Annotated in this window: 20 protein-coding genes and 1 tRNA gene; 9 read left to right on the top strand and 12 right to left on the bottom strand. The window is 37.4% G+C overall.

From position 1 onward, the window contains the following. Positions 1–66: 66 nt before the first annotated feature. The 6 genes from LB465_RS04040 to LB465_RS04015 all read left to right on the top strand — a co-directional run bounded on the left by LB465_RS04040 (position 67) and on the right by LB465_RS04015 (position 9883). Positions 67–2520, top strand: a complete 2454-nt coding sequence (locus LB465_RS04040; RefSeq protein ID WP_224467301.1) for a DUF5686 family protein — start codon at positions 67–69, stop codon at positions 2518–2520. A gap of 77 nt (positions 2521–2597) precedes the next feature. Then, positions 2598–5021, top strand: coding sequence for an efflux RND transporter permease subunit (locus LB465_RS04035; RefSeq protein WP_224467299.1), 2424 nt, complete (start codon positions 2598–2600; stop codon positions 5019–5021). Positions 5022–5185: 164 nt separating this feature from the next. Further along, complete coding sequence (gene asnS, locus LB465_RS04030) at positions 5186–6628, top strand: asparagine--tRNA ligase (RefSeq protein ID WP_224467296.1); 1443 nt, start codon at positions 5186–5188, stop codon at positions 6626–6628. A 171-nt stretch (positions 6629–6799) separates the two neighbouring features. Then, on the top strand, positions 6800–7669 hold the full coding sequence (locus tag LB465_RS04025) for an RluA family pseudouridine synthase (protein ID WP_224467293.1): 870 nt from the start codon (positions 6800–6802) through the stop codon (positions 7667–7669). A 142-nt stretch (positions 7670–7811) separates the two neighbouring features. Beyond that, the gene (gene rpoN / locus LB465_RS04020; protein WP_224467291.1) at positions 7812–9278 is read left to right on the top strand and encodes an RNA polymerase factor sigma-54; all 1467 of its coding nucleotides are present in this window, start codon (positions 7812–7814) and stop codon (positions 9276–9278) included. Next, entirely contained in the window at positions 9278–9883 is a 606-nt protein-coding gene (locus LB465_RS04015; RefSeq protein WP_224467289.1) for a hypothetical protein, read from the top strand. The genes rpoN and LB465_RS04015 overlap by 1 nt, the downstream gene beginning before the upstream one ends. Here the strand turns inward: LB465_RS04015 and LB465_RS04010 are convergent. From LB465_RS04010 to LB465_RS03970, 9 genes are all read right to left on the bottom strand, one after another. Then, a complete protein-coding gene (locus tag LB465_RS04010) occupies positions 9878–10603 on the bottom strand; it encodes a porin family protein (RefSeq protein WP_224467286.1) in 726 nt (241 codons plus the stop codon). The genes LB465_RS04015 and LB465_RS04010 overlap by 6 nt on opposite strands. Before the next feature lie 106 nt (positions 10604–10709). Beyond that, the gene (locus tag LB465_RS04005; RefSeq protein ID WP_224467284.1) at positions 10710–11192 is read right to left on the bottom strand and encodes an ExbD/TolR family protein; all 483 of its coding nucleotides are present in this window, start codon (positions 11190–11192) and stop codon (positions 10710–10712) included. A 36-nt stretch (positions 11193–11228) separates the two neighbouring features. Beyond that, complete coding sequence (locus LB465_RS04000) at positions 11229–11840, bottom strand: ExbD/TolR family protein (protein ID WP_224467282.1); 612 nt, start codon at positions 11838–11840, stop codon at positions 11229–11231. 4 nt (positions 11841–11844) lie between these two features. Further along, a complete protein-coding gene (locus LB465_RS03995; RefSeq protein WP_224467279.1) occupies positions 11845–12282 on the bottom strand; it encodes a hypothetical protein in 438 nt (145 codons plus the stop codon). 14 nt (positions 12283–12296) lie between these two features. Beyond that, positions 12297–13100, bottom strand: a complete 804-nt coding sequence (locus tag LB465_RS03990; protein WP_075325126.1) for a MotA/TolQ/ExbB proton channel family protein — start codon at positions 13098–13100, stop codon at positions 12297–12299. Between the two features lie 78 nt (positions 13101–13178). Then, a tRNA-Ser gene (locus tag LB465_RS03985) sits at positions 13179–13266 on the bottom strand. Between the two features lie 72 nt (positions 13267–13338). Then, on the bottom strand, positions 13339–14367 hold the full coding sequence (locus LB465_RS03980; RefSeq protein WP_224467277.1) for an asparaginase: 1029 nt from the start codon (positions 14365–14367) through the stop codon (positions 13339–13341). Beyond that, positions 14351–15493: a 1-acyl-sn-glycerol-3-phosphate acyltransferase gene (locus tag LB465_RS03975; RefSeq protein WP_224467275.1), complete on the bottom strand. Its 1143-nt coding sequence runs from the start codon at positions 15491–15493 to the stop codon at positions 14351–14353. Before LB465_RS03975 ends, LB465_RS03980 begins: the two co-directional genes overlap by 17 nt. Positions 15494–15543: 50 nt before the next feature. Next, a complete protein-coding gene (locus tag LB465_RS03970; protein WP_224467273.1) occupies positions 15544–16311 on the bottom strand; it encodes a TatD family hydrolase in 768 nt (255 codons plus the stop codon). A 52-nt stretch (positions 16312–16363) separates the two neighbouring features. Here LB465_RS03970 and LB465_RS03965 point away from each other — a divergent pair, with 52 nt between their 5' ends. After that, on the top strand, positions 16364–16801 hold the full coding sequence (locus tag LB465_RS03965) for a retropepsin-like aspartic protease (RefSeq protein ID WP_224467271.1): 438 nt from the start codon (positions 16364–16366) through the stop codon (positions 16799–16801). Between the two features lie 256 nt (positions 16802–17057). Here the strand turns inward: LB465_RS03965 and odhB are convergent, their stop codons facing one another. From odhB to LB465_RS03950, 3 genes are all read right to left on the bottom strand, one after another. Further along, complete coding sequence (odhB, locus tag LB465_RS03960; protein WP_224467269.1) at positions 17058–18341, bottom strand: 2-oxoglutarate dehydrogenase complex dihydrolipoyllysine-residue succinyltransferase; 1284 nt, start codon at positions 18339–18341, stop codon at positions 17058–17060. 61 nt (positions 18342–18402) lie between these two features. Continuing rightward, complete coding sequence (locus tag LB465_RS03955) at positions 18403–21171, bottom strand: 2-oxoglutarate dehydrogenase E1 component (protein WP_224467266.1); 2769 nt, start codon at positions 21169–21171, stop codon at positions 18403–18405. Positions 21172–21388: 217 nt separating this feature from the next. After that, a complete protein-coding gene (locus tag LB465_RS03950; protein ID WP_224467264.1) occupies positions 21389–22363 on the bottom strand; it encodes a polyprenyl synthetase family protein in 975 nt (324 codons plus the stop codon). A gap of 139 nt (positions 22364–22502) precedes the next feature. Here LB465_RS03950 and LB465_RS03945 point away from each other — a divergent pair, with 139 nt between their 5' ends. After that, complete coding sequence (locus tag LB465_RS03945; protein WP_224467262.1) at positions 22503–23120, top strand: TetR/AcrR family transcriptional regulator; 618 nt, start codon at positions 22503–22505, stop codon at positions 23118–23120. Then, positions 23110–24465 carry a TolC family protein gene (locus LB465_RS03940; protein WP_224467260.1) on the top strand — a complete coding sequence of 452 codons (1356 nt, stop codon included), beginning with the start codon at positions 23110–23112 and terminating at the stop codon, positions 24463–24465. Before LB465_RS03945 ends, LB465_RS03940 begins: the two co-directional genes overlap by 11 nt. Positions 24466–24476 lie beyond the last annotated feature (11 nt).

Below are 24476 nucleotides of genomic sequence, written 5' to 3'. Positions count from 1 at the left end.
GGCTTGACGAAATCAAGACTCTTCAAACAGTCTCTTTTTATTGTTGTTCATAATCCAGAAAAACCTATGCGTTACCCGTTATTGCTTATTTTTCTGCTTTTTTCCTTTACGGTTTTTGCACAGCAACAGCTTAGGGGAAGAATTGTAAATGAACAAACAGGCGAACCCCTCGCCTACGCCAAAATAATGTATGCCGACAAAGAAAAGCTAAGCAAAATAGACGGTAGTTTTTCAATTACGCTTACCCAGGATGAAACCGAGATCAGTATTTCTTATGTAGGTTTCGAACCTCAGGAGTTTACAGTTTCGAAAGATGTAGAATACATCAGGATCAAATTAAATCCTAAAATTGAAGAACTCAAGGCCGTCACTATTTCTTCAGGAAACAACAAAGCGAATGCTGTAATTGAAAAAGCAATTGCACGCAAAGACCAGAACGATCCCGAAGAAAAACTACAAAATTTCAACTTTAAGAATTACAATAAGTTTATTATTGACAATGAGTCTGCCGTATTAACAATGCAAAGCGACAGTACTAATTTTGAAATAGGCACCGTAATAAATTCTGCCGCGAGTTATTTTTCAGAAAAAATTTCAACATTTTATTTTACTCAAAAAGAGGGTTTAAAAGAAGAAGTCCAGGCATTAAATACCACGGGGTTTGAGAAACCCGTCTATGAGATCTTATCGCTTTCGGTAAATCCATTTTCGCTGTATGAAAAAGATTTTAGAATTTTTGAAACAGATTATGCCGGGCCGTTGCAAAATTCTGCTTTCAAGAATTATACGTTTAGAATTTTGGACACTACAAAAGCTTCCCGTCCTGCTTATGTGGTTTATTTCAAACCAAAAAGACAACATGCCGTTGCCGGTTTGGAAGGACTTCTTTACCTGGACACTGAAACTTTAGCCATCCAGCAGGCAAAGGCGCAACTCCTGGGAGCAATAAAACTGGAAATAGATCAGGAATATCAATATTTCCCTGAAGAAAATTTGTGGTTCCCTAAAACACAAACCACAACAATTCGCCCTGGAAATGGCGAGAAGGCAATTTCGGTTTTTGGCGGAATTATATCGGCAGGAACACTTCAGAAAAAAAAATCTATACTAAATAATGTTCTGGCTCCGGGAGAAGGTGATCCAAACCTATTTTTAAACGCCACAAGCACCAATTTCGATATTCATCTAAATTCAACTGAAACTTTAAAAACTTCAGCTGAAATTCTTGTGCAACCGGAAGCGATTAACCGCGAAGAAAGCTTTTGGAAACAAAACAGGACCGAAGCTTTAAGCGCACAAAACAAAATTAGTCAGCAACGTGCCGAAAGCCTTATAAAAGAAAAAAATATTGAGGAAAAATTAGCGCTTCAAAATTCGGTTTCTACCGGATATTATCCTGTGGGATTTTGGGATTTTGATCTCGGAAAGTTTTTTAAGTTCAATAATTATGAAGGAATTCGACTTGGCTTTGGAGGGAAGACAAATGAACAATTTTCAAAGAAATTCAGCTTAAATGGCTACCTGGTTTACGGTACCAAAGACGAACTCTTTAAATATAACCTGGGAACTTCAATCTATTTAAATAAAGCTACCGAAACCGATCTCAAATTCAACTACACCCGTGATATCGTAGAAACCGGAAGCTTTAGCTACCTGCAGGGCAAGAACGATTTTTCTATTGTAGAACCACGATTTGTAAACATTAATTTCTTTTATGAGCATCGCACTTTAAGCAGCGGTTTAACCCATAGATTTGGCTCAGATTTTAAAACTGAGCTTCAAATTTCTAAAAGCGATATTTCTCAAACCAGGGATTACAGCTTTTTATTGAATGGGCAGGAATATTCAGAATACAAGCTTTCTGAAGCTATATTTTCTTTCTCATGGAGGCCGTTTGCCAAATTCCTAGAAACCCCAAGTTCTACCAAATTAATAGAGAAAGGCTATCCTAAGTTTACGGGACAAATTACCAAAGGTGTTTCCGGAATTTTTGGGAGCGATTTTGATTACACCAAATTCGGTCTTTTAATAGAACACGAAATTAAAAGGCTCAACCAATCCCGAACTGAAATTATCCTGGAAGGAAACTATGCTGCCGGGGAAGTTCCGCTAACACATTTATTTCATTCCCTACCTAACAGCCCTTCACGCGAAGGGATTTTAAGTCGGTTCTCTGTAGCCGGAAGACGAAGTTTTGAAACGATGTATTACAACGAGTTTTTTAGCGATAAGCAGGCGATGTTGCACATAAAACACCAATTAAGGCCAATAAATGTTCACAGGTTAATTCAGCCTGAACTTGTTTTTATTTCTCGTCACGTTATTGGTGACATAAGCAATACTGAAAGGCACAATATTCCGTTTAAAAGTTTAGAACAGGGTTATCACGAATTTGGGATAGAATTACAAAAAATCCTTGTCGGTTTCGGTTTAGGAGCGGCTTACCGCTACGGCCCATACAGTTTGCCTACTTTTGATGAAAATTTTGCTTTTAAATTCACCTTTCATATAGATATTTAGGCGGCGCTACTTTAATCGCTTAAACCCTGATAAATAGGCTTCCTTTTTATACCTTTGCGCTCGCTTAAAAACTTCCCATGGCCAAGATTTTTAGTTTCGGATTCTGGAACTCAGTTGCGCGATTAATACTGCGTAACAGGATTGTTATACTTTTGCTCATTATTGCCGTTACGGTGTTTTTCTCCACCCAATGGAAAAATATGCGTTTTTCCTATACTGAAGCTAACCTATTACCAGACGATCACGTTGAAAATATCGCTTATAATGAATTTCTTGCCAAATTTGGGGAAGAGGGAAATCTCGTTCTTCTTGGTATAAAAGATTCTACGCTTTTTCAACCTGAAAATTTTAGAGCCTGGAAAGAGCTCACCCAAACACTGGAAGCATATCCAGCGGTAGATTATGCGATTTCTGTGAGCAATCTTCAGCAATTAAAAAAGTTTGAAGATCCCAGCCGTTTTGAAATGGTTCCTTTTATTACAGAAGAAGATCCTACAGAAGAAGAACTTCAGCAATACCAGGATCAACTTTATAACCAACTGCCGTTTTACGAAAACCTGGTTTATAGTTCACACTCCAATACGCTGCAATCTGCGATTTATTTGAATAAGGAAATCGTGAATTCTAAGGAACGAAAAACCTTTGTTATAGATGAATTACAGCCGCTCATTGCTAATTTTGAAGAAAAAACCGGTATAGATGTAAAAGTCTCCGGGATGCCTTACATAAGAACGCTGAATGCTCAGAATATAATTGATGAAATAGGGCTTTTTATTCTAGCCGCGCTTGGTGTTACTTCGCTGATTTTTTTCTTCTTTTTTAGATCAATAAGAGCTACAATTATTTCCATGATCACGGTTTGTATTGGTGTGATGTGGGCTTTTGGAGTCATTGGTTTGTTGCATTACGAGATTACGGTGCTTACCGCACTTATTCCACCGCTAATTATTGTAATAGGGATTCCTAACTGTATTTTCCTCATCAATAAATACCAGCAGGAAATCAAAAAACACGGCAACCAGGCAAAATCGCTGCAACGGGTAATTACCAAAGTTGGAAACGCCACTTTAATGACCAATATTACTACGGCTTCCGGTTTTGCTACTTTTATTTTAACCGATAGTACCCTGCTAAAGGAATTCGGTATTGTAGCTTCCATAAATATTGTGGCGATATTTATTCTCAGCTTGTTGATAATTCCCATTATCTACAGCTATATGAATTTGCCAAAACGTAAACACTTAAAACACCTTAACAAGCGATGGATAGGCGGTTTTGTGGGCTGGATGGAACGCATGGTGAGACATCACCGCATCAGTATTTATATAACTTCCATTGTTCTTTTAGTTGCGAGCATCATTGGAATTTACACCATAAAAATTTCGGGAAGTTTACTGGAAGATATGCCCGAAGAAGCAGAATTCTTCCAGGACATCAAATTCTTTGAGGAAGAATTTGACGGAGTGATGCCTTTGGAAATCCTTGTGGATACAAAACGAAAGAATGGGGTTTTAAAGTCGGCTACGCTTAAGCGAATAGAAGAATTAGAAAACCATCTTGCTGAAATTCCTGAATTTTCTCAGCCAATTTCTATAACCCGGCTGGTAAAATATTCAAAGCAGGCTTTTTATAATGGCGATGCTCAATACTATCAATTGCCCAGTTCACAGGAACAGAATTTTATAATGCCTTACACCAAAGGTTTTTCTTCAGATGAAAATTTACTCACTTCATACGTAGACAGCACGGGAAGATATGCCAGGATTACCGCTTATATGAAGGATATTGGCACCGAGAAGATGGAAGATTTGGAAGAAGATCTTTGGCCCAAGATCAACAAGATTTTTCCAGAGGAACGCTACGAAATCTCCATTACCGGGAAAGCCTTCATCTTTCAAAAGGGAACCAATTATTTGGTAAAAAACCTTATTATATCGCTTTCCCTGGCCATTTTACTTATTGCACTTTTTATGGCCTGGATGTTTAGATCGTTTAGAATGATCCTGGTTTCGCTGGTTCCCAATCTACTTCCTTTGCTGGTTACTGCAGGAATGATGGGCTTTTTGGGTGTACCTATAAAACCTTCTACCATTTTGGTATTTAGTATCGCTTTCGGAATTTCGGTAGACGACACCATTCACTTTTTAGCCAAATACAGGCAGGAACTTAAAGCCAACAACTGGAAAATAAAACGTTCGGTTTATGCGGCTTTACGGGAAACGGGCGTGAGTATGTTTTATACTTCTATCGTGCTATTTTTCGGGTTTTCGGTATTTATGATTAGTAGTTTTGGTGGCACGGTAGCACTTGGAGGTTTTGTATCTGCAACATTACTTTTTGCAATGCTCGCTAATTTATTATTGCTTCCTTCTTTGTTACTTTCCTTAGAGAAAAACATCGCTAATAAAGAAGTATTGAAAGAGCCCGCAATGAAAATTATTGAAACCGAAGAAGACGAGGCCGAAATTGAAAAAGAGGAATCTAAAAATTCAGAAAGATAATCAAGAACCTCGGGGCAAGCCCACGAGGTATGCGTTGCAAAATTATATTTTCATTCGAGAAAAGCCTCCAGGGAATTAAAGCCTCTGGAGGGATTAATAAAAACCGGCTTGCTTTGCAGGCTGAGACGGAAAAATTATATTTGTTTTTTCTAAATCTAACATAAATGATACAAGCAAAAATTGCTGAAATATTAGACAGCAATCAATTTCTACAGGAATTTGAGGTGAACGGCTGGGTTCGTTCTTTTAGGAGCAATCGCTTTATTGCCTTAAACGATGGTTCTACCATCAACAACCTGCAATGTGTAATAGATTTTGAAAATTTTGATCAGGATCAGCTGAAAAGAATCACCATTGGCGCTGCGGTTTCTGTAAAAGGTACTTTGGTTGAAAGTCAGGGAAATCAACAAAGAGTTGAGATTGAAGTTAAAGAATTTACTATTCTCGGAGATGCAAATCCGGAAGAGGTGAAACTCACCATTCTTTCCCCAAAGCGCCACAGCCTTGAAAAGCTAAGGGAACAAGCTCATTTACGAGTGCGCACCAATACTTTTGGCGCGATTATGCGTGTACGTTCTAAACTGTCTTTTGCTGTACACAGTTATTTTCAGCAAAATAACTTTCATTATGTAAACACGCCAATTATAACTGGAAGTGATGCCGAGGGTGCGGGAGAAATGTTTAGGGTTAGTGCTTTAAATATGGAAAACCCTCCAAAAAATGAAGGCGGTAGCATCGATTTTCGTGAAGATTTCTTCGGAAAAGAGACCAATTTAACGGTTTCCGGTCAGTTAGAAGGCGAAGCCTATGCCATGGGTCTCGGACAAATTTATACTTTCGGACCTACTTTTAGGGCTGAAAATTCCAATACTTCCCGCCATTTAGCTGAATTCTGGATGATAGAGCCCGAAGTGGCTTTCTGTGACCTGGATGGCAATATGGATTTAGCTGAAGATTTTATAAAATATGTACTGAAATATATTTTAGAAAACTGCCAGGACGACTTGGAATTCCTCGACAAAAGGTTTAAAACTGAAGAAGATGCAAAACCTAAAGCTGATCGCAGCGAAATGGGACTTTTGGATAAACTTCATTTTGTGATAGACAACAATTTTAAAAGGGTAAGTTATACTGAAGCTATCGAGATCCTTAAAAATTGCAAACCGAACAAAAAGAAAAAATTCAACTATATCATTGAAGAATGGGGCGCCGACTTACAAAGTGAGCACGAACGCTTTTTAGTTGAAAAACACTTTAAGTGCCCAGTAATTTTGTTCGATTATCCTGCAAACATCAAGGCTTTTTATATGCGTCTTAACGAAGACGGTAAAACCGTAAGAGCGATGGACATTTTATTCCCTGGTATTGGTGAAATTGTTGGCGGTTCACAAAGGGAAGAGCGTTTAGACGTGCTTCAAAATAAAATGAAGGAATTAAATATAGACGAAAAAGAATTGTGGTGGTACCTGGACACCCGTAAGTTTGGAACCTGTGTACACAGTGGTTTCGGACTTGGGTTTGAGAGACTGGTACAATTCGTAACCGGAATGGGAAATATCAGGGATGTAATTCCATTCCCAAGATTCCCCGGTAACGCTGAGTTTTAAGATATTTTAAAAACCTCACAGGCTTTCAAAACTTGTGAGGTTTTTTTATTCTTGTCTACGTCATCCTGAATTTATTTCAGGATCTAATTTGATTAAAAATTTGCATCATGTTAGAAGCTGAAACAAGTTCAGCTTGACGAAAGCTTTTAGTTTATAATAACCACCTGACCATTGAAAATTAGAGAAACGCATATTGTTCCCGTAATAACTGAAAAAATCAGGTTACAGGAATACGCGGTTTCTATCTTTGCTTCCCTTCCCACCAAAAGCTCGCTTAAGAAGGCTTTAAAAAAAGAACTTATCCTTTTAGACAGGCAACCCGCAAAAACTTCAGACTGGATTAAAGAAGGTCAAAAACTGGAATTGCTTGAATCCGAAAATCCAGTAAGAAAAGTATTCACTTTAAAACTGGAAGTGATTTTTGAAGACGATTACCTTGCGGTTGTGCATAAACCGGCTGGGATGCCAACTAGCGGGAATTATTTTAAAACTATTGAGAATGCGTTACCTTTTAATTTAAAAGAATCTAAAGCTAAAGATGCTTTACCGGCTCCCCTACCTGTGCATCGCTTAGACAACCCAACTTCCGGATTATTGCTTGTTGCGAAAAGCAAATCGGTTCAGGTGGATTTAAACAGGCTTTTTGAAGAAAAAAAGATCCAAAAAAGCTATCACGCGCTAGTTTCAGGAACTATTCCCGCTTCAGTTATTTTAAAAGATAAGATAGAAGAAAAAGAAGCTGAAACCCGCATCGAAATTTTGGAACATTTTCAACTTAAAAATGAAAGTTTAAGCCTGGTTAAAGCTTTTCCAAAAACGGGAAGAACGCACCAGATAAGGATTCATCTGGCAACCAATGGAAATCCAATTGTGGGCGATAAACTTTACGGTAAAAATTCAGAAATTATCAAAAAAAGCGGTTTATTTTTAGCTGCTACAGGCCTTGAATTTCAGCATCCTTTAAGTAAGGAAAATATGAATTTTGAGCTTCCGCTTCCGAAGAAATTCAGGGAAATTAAGAGTTTCGCTAAGAATACTTAACAAAATTTTACCACAATCATTTACTATGCCAAAGGCTGTGTCGCTTTGTTTTGCTTATTTTTGTAGTAAACAACAAATGTTTCGACTTAGCGTTGAAATGAATTAAATCTCACTTAGTGAGTGAGTAAAGCAAAATAAATTTATGCTTAAACAGCAACTAAATCTCAAATTATCCCAAAAGCTTTCCCCTCAGCAAATTCAGCTGATGAAGCTTATACAACTTCCTACGCAAGCTTTTGAGCAGCGTATAAAACAGGAGCTGGAAGAAAATCCGGCTTTGGAAGATGGTAAGCTGGAATCTCAGGATGAATACGAGGAATATGAAGACGATTATAATGACAAAGAACGGGAAGATGAAGGAACCGAATCTATAGAAACTGAAATTGATGTTGATGAATATTTGAGTGACGACGAGGTACCGAATTACAGGCTTCAAGCCAATAATTACAGCCCTGATGATGATGAAAAAAGTGTCCCATATGCTGCAGGAACGTCCTTTACACAATATTTAACCACCCAGCTAAGCACGCTTAGATTCGATGAAACTGAAGAGCAAATCGCTGCATTTTTAGTAGGCAGTGTTGATGAAAGTGGATACTTAAGAAGAGAGTTACAGGATGTTGTAGACGACCTGGCATTTACCCAAAATATTTATACCGATGAAAAGTCGGTAGAGAAAGTGCTCAAAAAGGTTCAGGAACTTGATCCGGCGGGCGTAGGCGCAAGATCGCTTCAGGAATGTCTTCTTATACAATTAAGACGTAGGGAGCCCACAAAAGCCGTTGAATTAGCTGAAGACATTTTAGATCGCTCTTTTGATCAATTCAGCAAAAAACATTACACAAAAATACTTTCAAGACACGATATTTCTGAAGACGAACTTCGGGGAGCCATAGATGTAATTGAGCATTTAAATCCTAAACCGGGTGGTTCTTACTCCGGAAATACAAGGATGGTAGAACACGTAATCCCAGATTTTACTATAAAAATAGTCGATGCCGATTTAGAATTAAGCCTTAACGGAAGAAACGCACCACAAATGCACGTTTCCCGGGATTATAGCGATATGCTAAAAGGCTATAAGGAATCTAAAGAAAAGACAAAGGCGCAGAAAGATGCGGTAATGTTTATAAAACAGAAACTGGACGCCGCAAAATGGTTTATTGAAGCTATACAACAAAGGCAGCAAACCTTGATGGTAACTATGAGTTCTATTATGAACTACCAAAAAGAATATTTCCTTACCGGCGATGAGCGTAATTTACGCCCTATGATTTTAAAGGATATTGCCGACGAAATAGAAATGGATGTTTCTACGGTTTCCCGTGTTGCTAATAGTAAATATGTAGATACTCCTTACGGGACTAAACTTATTAAAGAATTCTTCTCTGAATCTATGAAAAACGATCAGGGAGAAGATGTTTCTACCCGGGAGATCAAGAAAATCCTTGAGATGTCTATTGAGGAAGAAGACAAACGAAAACCACTTACTGACGAAAAGCTGGCAAAGGTGCTAAAAGACAAAGGTTATCCTATAGCAAGACGTACTGTGGCAAAATACAGGGAGCAGTTAGATATTTCGGTAGCAAGACTTCGAAAAGAGATTTAATGAAATTTCTATTAAAAAGTGCCTCCTTCATATTTCATCCGCTTTGGATACCGCTGGTAGGAAGTTTACTTTATTTTTTATTTACACCACGATTTTTTCCATCGGGAGTAACGCAGGCTAAACTTCTTGCAATTGCAATACTCACCATCTTTATACCGGTTGTATTTTACTTCTTATTGAAAAACCTGGGAAAGGCACAATCTATTTTTTTAGAAGATGTAAATGAGCGTAAATGGCCTTTACTTTTCTTTGCCATCTTAGTCACGATGGTTCTAAATCAGATACTAAATGCCTATAATTATGCCGAGCTTTATTACTTCTTTGTAGGTATTCTTTTTTCAACTTTACTCGCGTTTGTACTGGTAATGTTCCGTTTAAAAGCCAGTTTACATATTATGGGACTTAGCGGACTTATAATTTTTATAATAGGCATAAGTCTAAATTTCAAGATAAATTTAACCTATACCATTAGCTTTTTAATTCTTGCCCTGGGTATCACCGCATCTTCCAGAATTTACTATAAAGCACATACATTTAATGAACTTCTACTTGGCCTCCTTTGCGGGGTAATACCACAAACTTTGGTTTTATATTTCTGGTTATAGAATGTAAAACATAAGCCCAACTCTAAATACCGAAATATCTATAGTTTCACCATTTAAGCGAGCGTCCGGAAATAGAGAATTTAAACTGTAATAAATATGAAAATTGAAGGTATTATATCCAAATGTAAAAGTTGCTCCCATTCGCAAACGATCTAATTCTGGAACATCGGTTTGGACGACCTGGTTTTCAGGTTGAACAAAATTACTTTTAAAATGATAAATATACCCGAATTTTAATCCTGTATAAATTCTCCAGAATTTATACGTTTCTGGAGTAGAAGTACGCCAACGAAATTCCAGCGGCGCTTCGATTAGCTGTGCAGTAAAACGGTTAGTACCATACTCTAAATCACGAGTAAGATTCCTAAAAATACTTTCTCCATTGGCATCTTCGCCTATAAAGAGATTATGGCTATAACTATTCAAAGACCAACCTAATCCGGCAGCAATCGCAATATTTCGACGTTTATTTAGAGGGAAATCTCTCGTAAATCCGGCATGTATTCCACCTGAAAACCCCGATTGGGAAATAGCTTCAGGTTTGTTTCCTATAAGATTAAAGGTTAAGCCAACATAAAACTGATCTTCACGATACAAACTATCTATTACCGAAGTAACCGAATCGGGAATGCTTTCTAATCTATCCTTTTCTTCAGTTTGCGCCCAAACTGGGGCACTAAGAAACATAACGAAGAAAAAAAAAGAGAATATCTTATACATTTTAAACCAAAGCTAAATTGAGATTAAAGATAAAAAAAACATCCTGTCAAATATTTAAATTTTGACAGGATGTTTATACAGTTTTGAAAAAATAACCTACTGGTAATTATTGCATATTTTGCAGAGCATCACCTTCTTTGGTTGTGTAGTTAATCTTTAAGGCCTCAGCTTTTCTTAATTCTTGTTTAATATCTGAAACCAATCCCATATTAGTTTCTTCATCTACCTTAAGGGCAGTTGTAAGATATGGAATTAACTCTTCACGTTTAGTTTCCCTTTCAGAAAAAATAAACTGCTGTACTTCACCTACACTAGCGAATTTATCATTTAACTGAATCCTGGCTTCACTACCAAATCTTTCCTGGTAACGTGGGCTGGGTTTTCCGGCGTAAATGTACATTACCAAGTCCTTCTTATCCAACTTTTCAGTTTGATCGGCAAATGGCAGTTTATTTTGTACCATCAACGTATTTTGGCGCATAACGGTAACAACCATAAAGAAGAACAGTAACATAAATACAATATCTGGTAAAGATGCTGTACTAATGGCTGGTTGCCCTTCACTCTTTTTCTTTTTGAATTTAGACATAATTAAGTCTTAAATTTAAGTTTTATATTAAGGTTATTAACTCGTAGGTTCTGCTTCAGAAAGCTTTTGAGGGATCATATCTTTTATCAATTCAATTCTCTCCTTCAAAGTTTCTTTAGCGTCTTCACTTGTACGCGAGTCATTGTATTTGGCCTCCATCTCTGTAAAGCTGGTTCCAAACAAACGTTGGGCCTCTCTATCTCTAAGTTGGTTATAAGCCGCTACAAGTTCGTTTTGTACAGCGATGTAAGTTCCATACTCGGTTCCTCTGTTATTAACCAAAGAAATAATAGCTTTCGTTGGGTTAACAGATGAACTCTGGTCTCCGGCTCCCTGGCAAAAATCACAAGCTTCATCACCTGTTCCTCCACCATTATCAAGAAACTCAACAGCTGCCTGTCTTAATTCCCCGATCTCCATCTCTTCATCTTCTACAAGTAATTCGTTATTAGAATTAACTAATACCTGGAAGATATTCCGTTCTTTAATTATTGGCGGATCCTGCTCTTCAGGCTGCCATTCCGGCAACTTCCTGCTAATTCCGCTATCTGTCTCAATGGTAGTAGTTACCAGAAAGAAGATTAGCAGCAAGAAAGCAATATCGGCCATAGAACCGGCATTAACTTCTGGTGCGTCTCTTTTTGCCATAATTTTACTTAGTTAATTTTTTAACTCCTGATATAAACATTGCTAAAATCGCAATTCCTGCAAGAATATAAAAAGTCACTAAACCTGCACTTATCCAATGGGCTGCACTAGCCGAAAGTATGTCTCCGTCCTTAAGCGTCATTTGAGATCCGTCAGTTACAAGGTAAGCTATTATAATAACCGCCAGGAATGCTCCAACAGCAATTAGCGTGTTTTTTATATTTCCTTTAAACAGGCCTTTTATCACAAAGACGAGAACCAAAGCAATCACAATTGCCAATACTAAATATGCAACATACATAAATGGATTGAGCAAACTGGTTTGCAAATCGGCCGAGGCCTCTATAGCATCACCGTCTTCGGCAAGTATCCTACCTAAAAGGATAAGACCTATAACGCCTATAACGATGGATACATATTTTAATATTTTATGTAAAGTCATAATTTAATCTGGTCTTAGATTCTTTTTTTGTTTTTGTAAGCTACCAACATATCGATAAGAGTGATAGATGCATCTTCCATATCGTTTACAATACTATCTATCTTAGCGATAATATAATTATAAAAAATTTGAAGAATAATAGCTACGATCAAACCAAATACGGTTGTAAGAAGTGCCACTTTAATACCTCCGGCAACAAGAGATGGTTGCATATCACCAGCAGCCTCAATTCTATCGAAGGCGGTAATCATACCAATTACAGTACCCATGAAACCAAGCATAGGAGCAATAGCGATAAATAAAGACAACCAGGAAACGTTTTTCTCCAACTGTCCCATTTGAACACCACCGTAAGCTACCACAGCTTTTTCTGCAGCATCAATACTTTCGTCTGCACGATCAAGACCCTGATAGTAGATAGAAGCAACAGGTCCTTTTGTATTTCTACAAACTTCCTTAGCAGATTCTACACCACCACTATTTAAAGCATCTTCTACATCTCTAGCTAATTTCTTAGTGTTAGTTGTAGAAAGGTTTAAAAAGATAATTCTCTCTATGGCAACAGCCAATCCAAGAATTAAACATAGAAGAACAATCCCCATAAATGCAGGACCACCTTCTATAAATCGTTTTTTGAGTTCCTGATGAAAACCAAGAGTTTCTTCCTCTGCCTCATCTGCGGCAGCTGCAGCCTCTTCATCTTGTACAAAATTTACAATTGTACCAGGTAATGTGTTAACATTATTGGCCGCATTTAGGTTTCCGGCTCCAAGTACCATCACCGCGGCGATTACCAAAATAGAAAATAATCTTTTCATTACTGTTTGTCTTAATTTAATTAGTTAAAGGGTTAAAGATATAAAAATAAATTTTTAATAAAAATATAATAATTATTGCAGAGAGGAAGGGATTCGAACCCTCGATACGCTTGTAGCGTATACACACTTTCCAGGCGTGCGCCTTCGACCACTCGGCCACCTCTCTTTCTTAACGTTTTCCAAACGGTGCGCCAAATAACGAAAAAAAATATACTTCGTCAAGCATCTGCCGTTAATTTTATGACATTTCCCCTCTAAGAGAGGTTTCAAATATAGTTTTAAACACTTTAGGAGACAATTCTTTTCCTAAAAGATACATTAATTTTGCCACCGCAGCTTCAGTACTGATATCTTTTCCTGAAACCACACCTATTTTTTTAAGCTGAACGCTTGTTTCATATTGACCCATAACTACACTTCCACCAATACATTGGGTAACATTTACTACGAATAATCCTTCAGAAATTTTTCTTTTTAGAATATCCAGAAACCATTCGTCGCTTGGCGCATTACCGCTCCCATAAGTTTCCAGAACCACACCTTTTAGACCGGGTTTAGATAACATATACTCCACTGTTTTGGCATTTATACCCGGAAAAATCTTTAAAATCAGCACTTCATTATTAAATCCTGTGTGCAATTTTGTTCTTTGCCTGCGATTTGGACGCCATAAAGCATTATAATCAACTGAAAGATACACACCCGATTCAGCCAAAGGAGGATAATTTAGTGAAGCAAAAGCCTGAAAATGTTCTGCATTAATCTTTGTAGTTCTATTGGCTCGGTATAATTTATATTCAAAATAAAGTCCGACTTCAGAAATTACAGGTTTCCCATTTTTTTGCAAACCGGCGATTTGAATACTGGTAATAAGGTTTTCTTTGGCGTCTGTTCTTAAATCCCCAATGGGTAATTGTGATCCGGTGAAAATAATTGGTTTGGTTAAATTTTCAAACATAAAACTAAGAGCCGATGCGGTATAAGACATAGTATCGCTACCGTGCAAAACCACAAAACCATCGTAGGTTTCAAAATTCTCATTAATCGTATTTGCAACCTTTACCCAGCATTCCACATTCATATTAGAGGAATCTATAGGATCATCAAAACTCAAAGTATCAATCTCGTGCTCCAGAATTTTAAGCTCGGGGATGTTTTGCAATAATTCATTAAAATTAAAAGCCTTAAGGGCTCCAGAATCATAATCCTTAATCATACCAATAGTTCCCCCGGTATAGACAAGCAGGATTTTAGCTCTTTTCTTCATAAAGCGCTTCTTTATTAATTACAGGATTTGCATACATTAATAAATAACTGTTTAGCTCCAGGGCATTTTTCACATCTACCCTTCGGCTAAGTCGGCGCTCAAACTGCCTTTTTTCTTTATCTGAATATTTACCGGCATAGGTTTCTGAATTCTTCAGCAAATCGAAAGCAATATAATTGGCCGGCCATAATTTGTAATTTTTATAGATATGCTGATCTATTTTTGCCGCAACTGCTTTTAGTTGCGCGTTAATAGAATTATGCTCTTTCTCAATTTCTTCAAAAACTTCTTTGGTAAGCACTTCGCCAGCATTTATATGAATACGCCCCTTATTCCCAAGGGCACCTTGCATAATAGAATTAAAATCTTCGTTAGCCGATTTCACATATTCTTCTTTCATTCTTTTAGCAAGAAGCTCAGGCATTTTTAAAATATCGGTAGGATCAAATTCATAGGAAATCGCTACCGGCACAATTTTGAGTTCAGTAAAATACTCGGCCAGGCTCTTCTTACCTTTGCCCATAGCAAGCATTTTTAGCACACCTTGCTGTGTATAATCGCTTCCATCTTTGGTTCTACCTTCTCTTTGCGCCATCCAAACCGATCTTCCATCTTCTAGCAGCAGGTTTTTAATATACGCTGAAAGCACCATAGAACTTTTCAGCATTTCCCTGGGACTAATTCCGCGTTTTACTAGAAAATTCCGGTTTAAACGAGATAAAGCCATTAAGAAAGGTTTCTGCACCAGGTTATCCCCAATAGCTGAAGCCGTCATGACAAGGTCCTGCTTATACAAAGTGGTATTCAGCAATGAGGTGTCGAGAATAATATCACGATGATTGGAGATATAAAAGTAAGCCTGATCGCTATCTAATTTATCAAAACCATTGTAGGTAAGTCCTTCAGTGCTTTTTTCGATAACTTTTAAAACCGAATTATAAATCACTTTGGTTTGAAAATCCCTGATAGAATGGCATTCTCCTATAATTGCAGCAATTTCCTCAGAACTTTTCTCAGGAAATGTAAACTGCAATAGTGTTTTAAACATGGGGTGCCTCATGTACTCCTGCAAGGCAGGTTGCACCTCACTCTCGTTGTAAAACCTTATGTCGTCAAATTCTTTCACGCAAAATTGTGTTAGCTAGGCAAATGAACAAATTTTAATTTTAACCTCCTTTATATCCCAAATATATCTTTTGAATTCTGGGTGGTTATTTCAGCAACTTCAGCAAGCGGTTTTTCATATATTTCAGCAAGCTTTTCTGCTACTTTTAACAGGTATTCGGGTTCGTTACGCTTTCCGCGGAAAGGCGATGGTGATAAATATGGACCATCGGTTTCCAAAAGGATTTCCTTTAAAGGTATTTCATTCAGAAATTTATCGATTTTCCCGTTTTTAAAAGTAACCACACCTCCAACTCCAAGTTTTAAATTATAAGAAAGGGCTCTTTTAGCCTGTTCCAGAGTTCCTGTAAAGCAGTGAAAAATCCCGAAAAGATCCTCACTTTTTTCTTCTTCCAAAACGTCAAAAACCTCATCAAAAGCTTTTCTACAATGAATCACAATAGGAAGCTTGTATTTCTTCGCAAGCTGGATTTGCCTCCTGAAAGCTTCCTGCTGAATTTCCAAAGTACTCTTATCCCAATGAAGATCTATACCAATCTCGCCGACGGCATAAAATCTTCTTTTTTCAAATTGCTCTTCTACATGTTCTAATTCTTCCTCAAAATTCTCCTGAACATGAGTTGGATGTAACCCCATCATTAAAAAAACATTCTCGGGATAATGTGCCTCCAAATCGTACATAGCTTCTGTAGTTTCAGAGTCTATGGCAGGCAGAAAGAACCGTTCAATATTTTGCTGAAAGGCGTTTTCTATAAGCTCATCCCTGTCCTTTTCGTAATCTTCGCTGTAAAGATGTATATGCGTATCGGTTAAAATCATAAAAGCAAAAATAATTTATTTTGAAGACCTATCTTTGCGAAAAACATAAAGAATGTCATCTTTAAAAAAACTGCTGAAAGAAAAAGGCTTTAAACGTATAAAATTGAAATATACCAAAACCCAACACCTGGAATTGGTAGCCAAAATTAATAATATTGAAGGGAACTTTATCCTTGATACGGGAGCTTCCAGTACTTGCGTCGGCCTCGAAGCTGTAGAGCACTTTAAACTTCTTGCCGAAGACAGTGATGTTAAAGCTGCCGGCGCCGGCGCAACCAATATGCTTACGCAAATCGCCCAAAAAAACCGAATAGAAATAAAAGGCTGGAAAAAGAAAAAAGTAGACCTCGTACTCTTTGATTTAAGACACGTAAATGAAGCCCTGGTAAACCACGAAGCCGAAAAGGTTCACGGTATTATTGGCGCTGATCTTTTAAAAAGAGGAAAAGCAATTATAGACTACAAGGCACCCGCGTTTTATTTAAAATAACATTTTAGAAAGGGGAAATATCCCCTTGACTCACCGACTGATGTTACTTAAGTTTGATTAAATTAATGTTAGTCTATGTCAATTGTGTCTAAAAACAAACTTCGCGATAATCTTATTTATATTTTCTTAGGTATTTTTGTAGTATTCGTTTTGTTTTTGAACATAATAAATTTGTTTTTATTTTAATTGTTATTTGTGGTATCAAAAAAAGGCAGCCGATCGGCTGCCTTTTTTATTTTTATAAACATCGGTTTATTTAAAGCTCAAGCGCTCTTTTCACGTCATTATCCATCAATAATTCTTCAGGATTTTCTATAGCTTCTTTAATCGCTACAAGGAAACCAACAGATTCTTTACCATCAATAATCCTGTGATCGTAAGAAAGTGCCACATACATAATAGGGCGAATTTCTACGTGACCATCTATAGCCACAGGGCGCTCAACAATGTTGTGCATTCCTAAAATAGCACTTTGCGGAGGATTAATAATTGGCGTAGAAAGCATAGAACCAAATACGCCTCCATTGGTAATTGTAAAAGTACCGCCGGTCATTTCGTCTACGGTAATTTTCCCGTCACGGGCTTTTGTAGCCAGACGTTTTACCTCATCTTCTACTCCTCTAAAACTAAGATTTTCAGCATTTCTTATTACCGGCACCATTAAACCTTTTGGTCCTGAAACCGCAATACTAATATCTTTATAATCGAAACTAATCTGATGATCGCCATCTATCATAGAATTCACACCTGGATATTGTTCCAGCGCACGCACCACTGCAAGGGTAAAGAAAGACATAAAACCTAAACTCACGCCGTGCTTGTCTTTGAATTCCTCTTTGTATTTTTTTCTTAAGTTGAAAATAGGCTGCATATCTACTTCATTAAAAGTAGTAAGCATAGCGGTATCATTTTTAACTGAAACCAATCGCGAAGCCACCTTTCTACGAAGCATAGACATTTTCTTCTTAGATTCTCCGCGTTTTCCTTTACCCGGACTTCCCATAGAAGCTTTTGCCTGAACAGCATCATCTTTAGTGATACGTCCATCTCTTCCGCTTCCTTCTACATCTTTAGCATCAACTCCTTTTTCATCAAGGATCTTTTTAGCAGCAGGAGACGGGCTACCTTTTGCGTGAGAATCTTGTTTTTGAGAAGGTGTTGAAGATTTAGAAGATTCCTGGGTTTTAGAATCAGCCTTGTCTTTATCTTCCTTTTCTTTTTTATCTGAAGAATCATCCTTAGACTCCTCTTTTTCTTTTTTGTCTTTAGATTCTTTTTTATCATCACCTCCACCCGGCTTTTCAGCCTCGGTATCAATAAGACATACTACTTGCCCCACAGCTACAGCATCACCTTCTTCAGCTTTAAGCGTAATGATACCGCTGGCTTCAGCCGGAAGTTCCAATGTAGCTTTATCGCTATCTACTTCGGCAATTGGCTGATCTTTTTCTACGTAGTCGCCGTCTTCAACTAACCACTCGGCTATTTCAACTTCGGTTATAGATTCTCCCGGAGAAGGAACTTTCATTTCTAAGGCCATGATCTTTGTTTTTATTTAAAGTTTCCGCCAGGCGAAAACATTTGATTCGTTATTTATATTATTAATTCTCTACTGTTTTGTCAAAAACACTTGCAATCACTTTATCGTGACGCTTTTTAAATCTTACAGAACTTCCGGCAGCCGGAGAACCATAGAATTTTCTACTGCAAACCCTAAAGTTTTTAGCTTCATCAAAATGCAATAACATATGTCCGTAAGCACCCATATTTCTTGGTTCTTCCTGGGCCCAAACTACGTCGTCTGCATTTTTATATTTCTTGATCGCTTTTTGCATTTGCTCTATAGGTAGCGGGAACAACTGCTCCACACGCACCAGAGCTACATCATCACGATCGTTTTCTTCTTTATGCTCTAAAAGATCGTAGTAAAATTTACCGGTACAGAATACCAGGGATTTTACGTCTTTTGCTTTCGCTTTTGGATCATCAAGTAGTGGTTGAAAACTTCCTTCAGCAAAATCTTCTTTTGTTGAAATCACTTTAGAATGCCTAAGTAAACTTTTTGGTGTGAAAATCACCAAAGGTTTTCTAAAACCGGCTTTCATCTGCCTGCGTAAGATATGAAACATATTGGCCGGTGTTGTAACATCTGCCACATACATATTATCTTTCGCGCAAAGCTGAAGAAAACGCTCCATTCTAGCTGAAGAGTGTTCTGCTCCCTGACCTTCGTAACCGTGAGGTAAGAAAAGCACCAATCCGTTTTGTAATTTCCACTTGTCTTCTGCAGCAGAAATATACTGATCTATCATTATTTGCGCACCATTTACGAAATCCCCAAACTGGGCTTCCCAAATGACTAAGGTTTTAGGACTCGCCATTGCGTAACCATAATCAAACCCCATTACACCATATTCTGAAAGCGGAGAGTTATAAACGAAGAAATCGCCATCTCTACCTTCTATATTATTGTGAAGAATAATTTCTTCTTCACTATCTTCTACTTTTACTATGGCGTGACGGTGAGAAAAAGTACCTCTTTCACTATCCTGCCCGCTAATTCTAATGTTAAATCCTTCTTTCATTAAGGAACCATAGGCAAGATGTTCCCCCATAGCCCAGTCAAGCTTATTGTCTTCAAAGTAAAGTGTATGCCGCAGGTCTATAATCTTTTTCACCTTACGCATAAACTTCTTATCCTCTGGCAATTTAGAGATCGCTTCAGCCACCTTATCAAGATCTTTTATCTTGTAGGTGGTATCGAAATCCTTCATCATTTCCTCTTCCCGAACATTCTCAAAACCTTCCCACTCATCGTACATGAACGGGGTGATCTTAGTGGTTTTTTCTTTCCGGGAATCTTCTAAATTCTCCTCCAGATCTGCTTTATATTCTTCTTCAAGTTTAGTAAGGTAATCGTTGTCAATTATATTAGCCGATTTAAGCTTTTCAGCATAGATATCCATTGCATTCTGATGCTTGGAAATAGCCTTATATAACTTTGGCTGGGTAAATTTAGGTTCATCGCCTTCATTATGCCCGTATTTCCTGTAACCTAATAAATCTATAAACACATCACGCTTGAATTTCATTCTAAAATCCAAAGCAAATAAAATCGCGTGAACCACCGCTTCAGCATCATCTGCATTTACGTGTAATACCGGAGAAAGGGTTACCTTCCCTACATCGGTACAATAAGTTGAGGAACGACCATCAAGATAATTCGTGGTAAATCCAATTTGGTTATTCACCACAATATGAATGGTTCCGCCGGTTTGATAACCTTCCAGCTGCGCCATTTGTACCAATTCGTAAACCACTCCCTGTCCTGCAATGGCTGCATCACCGTGTACAAGTATAGGAAGCACTTTCATATTATCGCCATCGTAATGCCTGTCTTGCTTGGCTCTTGTAATACCTTCTACAACAGGACCTACCGCTTCAAGATGCGAAGGGTTAGGTGCTATATTTATATTTATTCCTTTCCCGCTATCTGTAAGCCGACAGCAAGTCCAGCCCAGGTGATATTTAACATCTCCGTCAAAAATATCCTGCTCGTAATCCTTTCCGTCAAATTCACTAAAAATATCTTTAGCGCTTTTTCCGAAGATATTGGTAAGCGTATTTAAACGACCCCGGTGAGCCATACCCATCACGAAATCTTTTACGCCATACTCTGCAGCTTTTTCTATAAGTGCATCTAAGGCCGGGATTAAACTTTCTCCACCTTCCAGTGAAAAACGTTTTTGCCCTACGTATTTTCTATGTAAAAATGATTCAAAAGAAACTGCCTGATTTAATTTCTTCAGGATCTTCTTTTTCTGATCGTCACTAAAATTGGGATGATTCTCATTTTTATTCAACTTATCCTGAATCCATTGAATTTCTTCCGGCTTCCGAATAAACATATATTCGATACCGATAGATTCACAATAAACCTTTTCCAGGTGCTTTATGATATCCCGTAGAGTGCTCGGACCAACGCCAAGTATATCACCAGCATTGAATTTAGTGTCCAGATCTTTTTCTTCCAGTCCAAAATTCTCAATATCTAAGGTTGGACGGTATTTACGGCGCTCCCTAACCGGATTTGTTTTAGTAAACAAGTGCCCGCGAGTTCGGTAACCATCTATAAGTCTAATTACCTTAAATTCTTTTGTAACGTGTTCTGGAATTTCTCCCTCCTGAAAATCTACAGGAGCTTCTTCCATCGTTTCTGCAGAAACTCCGTTTTGTTGCATTCCAAAGTCAAAACCTTGAAAAAAAGCCCTCCAACTGGGCTCTACACTATCGGGGTACTGGAGATATTGGTCGTAAAGTTCGGCGAAGTATGCCGTATGTGCAGCATTTAAAAATGAAAATCTATCCATAAGTTGAAACTAATGTTTCTTTTGAGTGTAAAACACAGCAAAAATACAATTTTTAGAAAAAACAGGCGGCAGCAAACTATATTTTTATCTTATGAATTATAAGAAGTTTAACATAGTAGAAACTTCAGGATGTGCCCAAAAATGTTTATTGTTTGCAAATATATTAGGTGTAACCGCCTAAAAATTAAGAATTTCTTAATTTGGGTTTTGCTCTAATTTACACCTTGCGGTTCATAAGCATTTCTCCAAATTTTCTTAAAGGAAGTTTTTTCTCTTCAGAAATTTCTATTCTATCAAGAACCTCAAAAGCTTTATTGGTGTACTTTTCTATTTCCTGCTTGGTTAATTCTGCAGCACCACTACTTTCAAAAAGATTTTTAACCGCTTCAATCTTACCTGAAGTTTCTGCCGGATTAATGGTATATAAATGTTCTAATTGCTGAGCTTCACTTTTTCCTGAAGTTTCCAAAGATTTTAAATATAGAAAGGTCTTCTTGTTTTCAATAATGTCGCCACCGGGTTGTTTTCCAAAAGTTTCAGGATCTCCAAAAGCATCTAAATAGTCGTCCTGAAGCTGAAAAGCAATCCCTAACAACCGGCCAAATTCGTAAACCGCTTCTTTGCATTGTGTAGAAGTACCGGCAACGATAGCACCCATTTGTAGAGAAGCCCCAACAAGCACAGCAGTTTTGAATTCAATCATTTTAATATAATCCTCAATAGCTACATCGTCGCGGGTTTCAAAATCTATATCATATTGCTGGCCTTCACAAACCTGGATAGCCGTTTTCGTAAATAAGCGCGCCAATTCTTTAAAAGTATCGCCCTCATAATTTTCAAAAAGCTGATAAGCATTTATAAGCATAGCATCGCCAGAAAGAATGCCAGTATTAATATCCCAGCGTTCGTGCACAGTCTCTTTCCCACGACGTAAAGGCGCATCGTCCATGATATCATCGTGAACCAGAGAAAAATTATGAAATATCTCTATGGCTAACGCAGCATCTAAGGACTTTTTATAATCAACTTCAAAAATATCAGTCGCCATAAGTACTAAAACTGGTCTTAAACGTTTCCCGCCCAGACTAAGAATATACTTCATAGGTTCATAAAGATTTTTAGGCTCTTTTACCTGCACTTTAAGATCTAAATATTCCTGAAAAGCTTCCCTGTATTGAGAAATGGACTTCATACCAAAAAATTTTCCGGCTAAAATACATAATTGATCGTACTTCAAATTCTATAAGAGAAGTTAAATTAATAAAAACTAAGGAAACTTTTGTTGTTTTTTAAGTTTCCGGATTGTAGTTTTGCCGAAATTTAAAAAGATAGTGAAAGAAGATATTTTAAAAAATGCGGCAGACCTCTTTCTAAGACTCGGTTTTAAAAGTGTAACAATGGATGATATTGCCCAGCAAATGGCCATTTCAAAAAAAACCATTTATGCGCATTTTAGTACTAAAACCAAATTAGTTAAGGCTACGGTAGATTATTTAATTAAAGAAATAGAGCAGGGTATTACCATTCTTAACTCTAAAAAACTAAATCCTATTGTAGAATCGTATGAAATGAAAAAGTATGCGATGGAAATGTTGAAGAACGAAAAGAGTTCCCCACAGTTTCAGCTAAAAAAATATTATCCCGAAGTTTATTATCCGTTGCGGGATAAACAATTTGAGATTGTCCAACGAATTGTAATTGATAATCTCGAGCGAGGAATTACCACCGGGCATTATAAAGGAGATATTCCTATTTCTTTCGTAAGCCGAATTTACTTTGTGGGAATGCTAGGTATAAAGGATAAAAATCTATTTCCTGAAGATGAATACAGCAATGCTAAATTGATGGATTATTTTTTAAAATACCACCTCAACTCTATTTGTACTGAGAAAGGATTAAAAACACTGGATGAATTATTAAAATCTAATAAGAAAGAAAATGAAATTTAGATACCTGCTAATTTTACTGATTTCGGTAAGCAGTATAGCTCAGGAAACCCCGGAAGACTACAGTTTTTCACTGGAAGAAGCTATAAAATTTGGACTGGAGAATAATTATTCTTCTGTGAATGCTCAAAAGGATATTGAAATTGCCCTGAAACAAAAATGGGAGATTATCGCCCAGGGATTACCACAAGTAAGTGCGACGGCTGATTATCAGAATTACCTGAAGCAGCCGGTTACCTTACTTCCTGCTGAAATAACCGGAGGCGAACCAGGCACTTTTACACCGGTTACTTTTGGAACCGAACAAAATGTAAACGCCACAGCCACATGGAACCAATTAATTTTTGATGGTTCATATATCGTGGGTATTCAATCGGCAAAAACTTTGCTTCAAATTTCTGAGAATGCAAAAACCAAAACCGATCTCGAAATAAAGAAAGCGGTGATTAATGCCTACGGAAATGTTTTACTGGCAGAAGAAAACGTAGCTATTCTTCAGAAAAACGTAGAAAACGTTCAGAAAAATTATGATGAAACCAACGAGATCTATAAAAACGGGCTGGCAGAACAAGAGGATGTAGAACAGCTTGAAATCACCTTGCTTAACTTAAAAAATAACTTAAGCCGAAGCCGGCGTATGCGCAATATCGCTTACGAAATGTTCAATTTAACTCTTGGAATTCCTGTAGAAATACCAGTTAATCTAACCGAAGAACTCGATAACCTGGCTATGGAATATTTTGACCTGGAACTCTTACAAAAGGAAATTCCGGTAGAAGAAAATATAGATTATCGTATCGCAGCAAATACTGCAGAATCTCGTGAAATTGAAGTAAAGCTGGAAAAATCTAAAGCGCTTCCTTCTTTAAGCGGATTTCTAAATTATGGCGTTCAGGGTTTCAGCCAGGAATTCACCTTTTTTGATGAAGACCAGGAATACTTTGGCCAATCTATTTTAGGCGTGAGTTTAAACATTCCCATATTTAGTAGTGGTATGCGAAATTCCAGAACTCAGCAAAAGCAAATTGCCTACGAACAGGCAATGGTAGAATTAGAACAAACCGAAAATGAAGTTAAGCGACAAATAAATTCGGCTAAAAGCGATTATGAGTTTAGCCTCGAAAATTACCAGGCACAAAAGAAAAACCTGGAGCTTGCCGAAAGGATAGAAAATAAAAACCAAATCAAGTTTTTTGAAGGAATTGCCAGTAGTTTTGAACTTAGCGAAGCCCAACGCCAATTATACCAGGCGCAGCAAGACTTTTTACAATCCATGCTGAATGTAATTACCGCCAAGGTGGAACTAGAAAACCTATTGGACACCAGAAAATATAACAATGAAGATTAAATACACCCATC

Source organism: Salegentibacter lacus, assembly GCF_020164555.1.
Classification (GTDB): domain Bacteria; phylum Bacteroidota; class Bacteroidia; order Flavobacteriales; family Flavobacteriaceae; genus Salegentibacter; species Salegentibacter lacus.
Note: the sequence above shows the minus strand (reverse complement) of the source record. Positions and strands in the feature narration are given on the sequence as shown.

What these genes read in the sequence shown, in the direction of transcription:
- LB465_RS04040 (WP_224467301.1), top strand. Translation starts at nt 67, where the DNA reads ATGCGTTACCCGTTATTGCTTATTTTTCTGCTTTTTTCCTTTACGGTT.
- LB465_RS04035 (WP_224467299.1), top strand. Translation starts at nt 2,598, where the DNA reads ATGGCCAAGATTTTTAGTTTCGGATTCTGGAACTCAGTTGCGCGATTA.
- asnS (WP_224467296.1), top strand. Translation starts at nt 5,186, where the DNA reads ATGATACAAGCAAAAATTGCTGAAATATTAGACAGCAATCAATTTCTA.
- rpoN (WP_224467291.1), top strand. Translation starts at nt 7,812, where the DNA reads ATGCTTAAACAGCAACTAAATCTCAAATTATCCCAAAAGCTTTCCCCT.
- LB465_RS04015 (WP_224467289.1), top strand. Translation starts at nt 9,278, where the DNA reads ATGAAATTTCTATTAAAAAGTGCCTCCTTCATATTTCATCCGCTTTGG.
- LB465_RS04010 (WP_224467286.1), bottom strand. Translation starts at nt 10,603, where the DNA reads ATGTATAAGATATTCTCTTTTTTTTTCTTCGTTATGTTTCTTAGTGCC.
- LB465_RS04005 (WP_224467284.1), bottom strand. Translation starts at nt 11,192, where the DNA reads ATGTCTAAATTCAAAAAGAAAAAGAGTGAAGGGCAACCAGCCATTAGT.
- LB465_RS04000 (WP_224467282.1), bottom strand. Translation starts at nt 11,840, where the DNA reads ATGGCAAAAAGAGACGCACCAGAAGTTAATGCCGGTTCTATGGCCGAT.
- LB465_RS03995 (WP_224467279.1), bottom strand. Translation starts at nt 12,282, where the DNA reads ATGACTTTACATAAAATATTAAAATATGTATCCATCGTTATAGGCGTT.
- LB465_RS03990 (WP_075325126.1), bottom strand. Translation starts at nt 13,100, where the DNA reads ATGAAAAGATTATTTTCTATTTTGGTAATCGCCGCGGTGATGGTACTT.
- LB465_RS03980 (WP_224467277.1), bottom strand. Translation starts at nt 14,367, where the DNA reads ATGAAGAAAAGAGCTAAAATCCTGCTTGTCTATACCGGGGGAACTATT.
- LB465_RS03970 (WP_224467273.1), bottom strand. Translation starts at nt 16,311, where the DNA reads ATGATTTTAACCGATACGCATATACATCTTTACAGCGAAGATTACGAA.
- LB465_RS03965 (WP_224467271.1), top strand. Translation starts at nt 16,364, where the DNA reads ATGTCATCTTTAAAAAAACTGCTGAAAGAAAAAGGCTTTAAACGTATA.
- odhB (WP_224467269.1), bottom strand. Translation starts at nt 18,341, where the DNA reads ATGGCCTTAGAAATGAAAGTTCCTTCTCCGGGAGAATCTATAACCGAA.
- LB465_RS03955 (WP_224467266.1), bottom strand. Translation starts at nt 21,171, where the DNA reads ATGGATAGATTTTCATTTTTAAATGCTGCACATACGGCATACTTCGCC.
- LB465_RS03950 (WP_224467264.1), bottom strand. Translation starts at nt 22,363, where the DNA reads ATGAAGTCCATTTCTCAATACAGGGAAGCTTTTCAGGAATATTTAGAT.
- LB465_RS03940 (WP_224467260.1), top strand. Translation starts at nt 23,110, where the DNA reads ATGAAATTTAGATACCTGCTAATTTTACTGATTTCGGTAAGCAGTATA.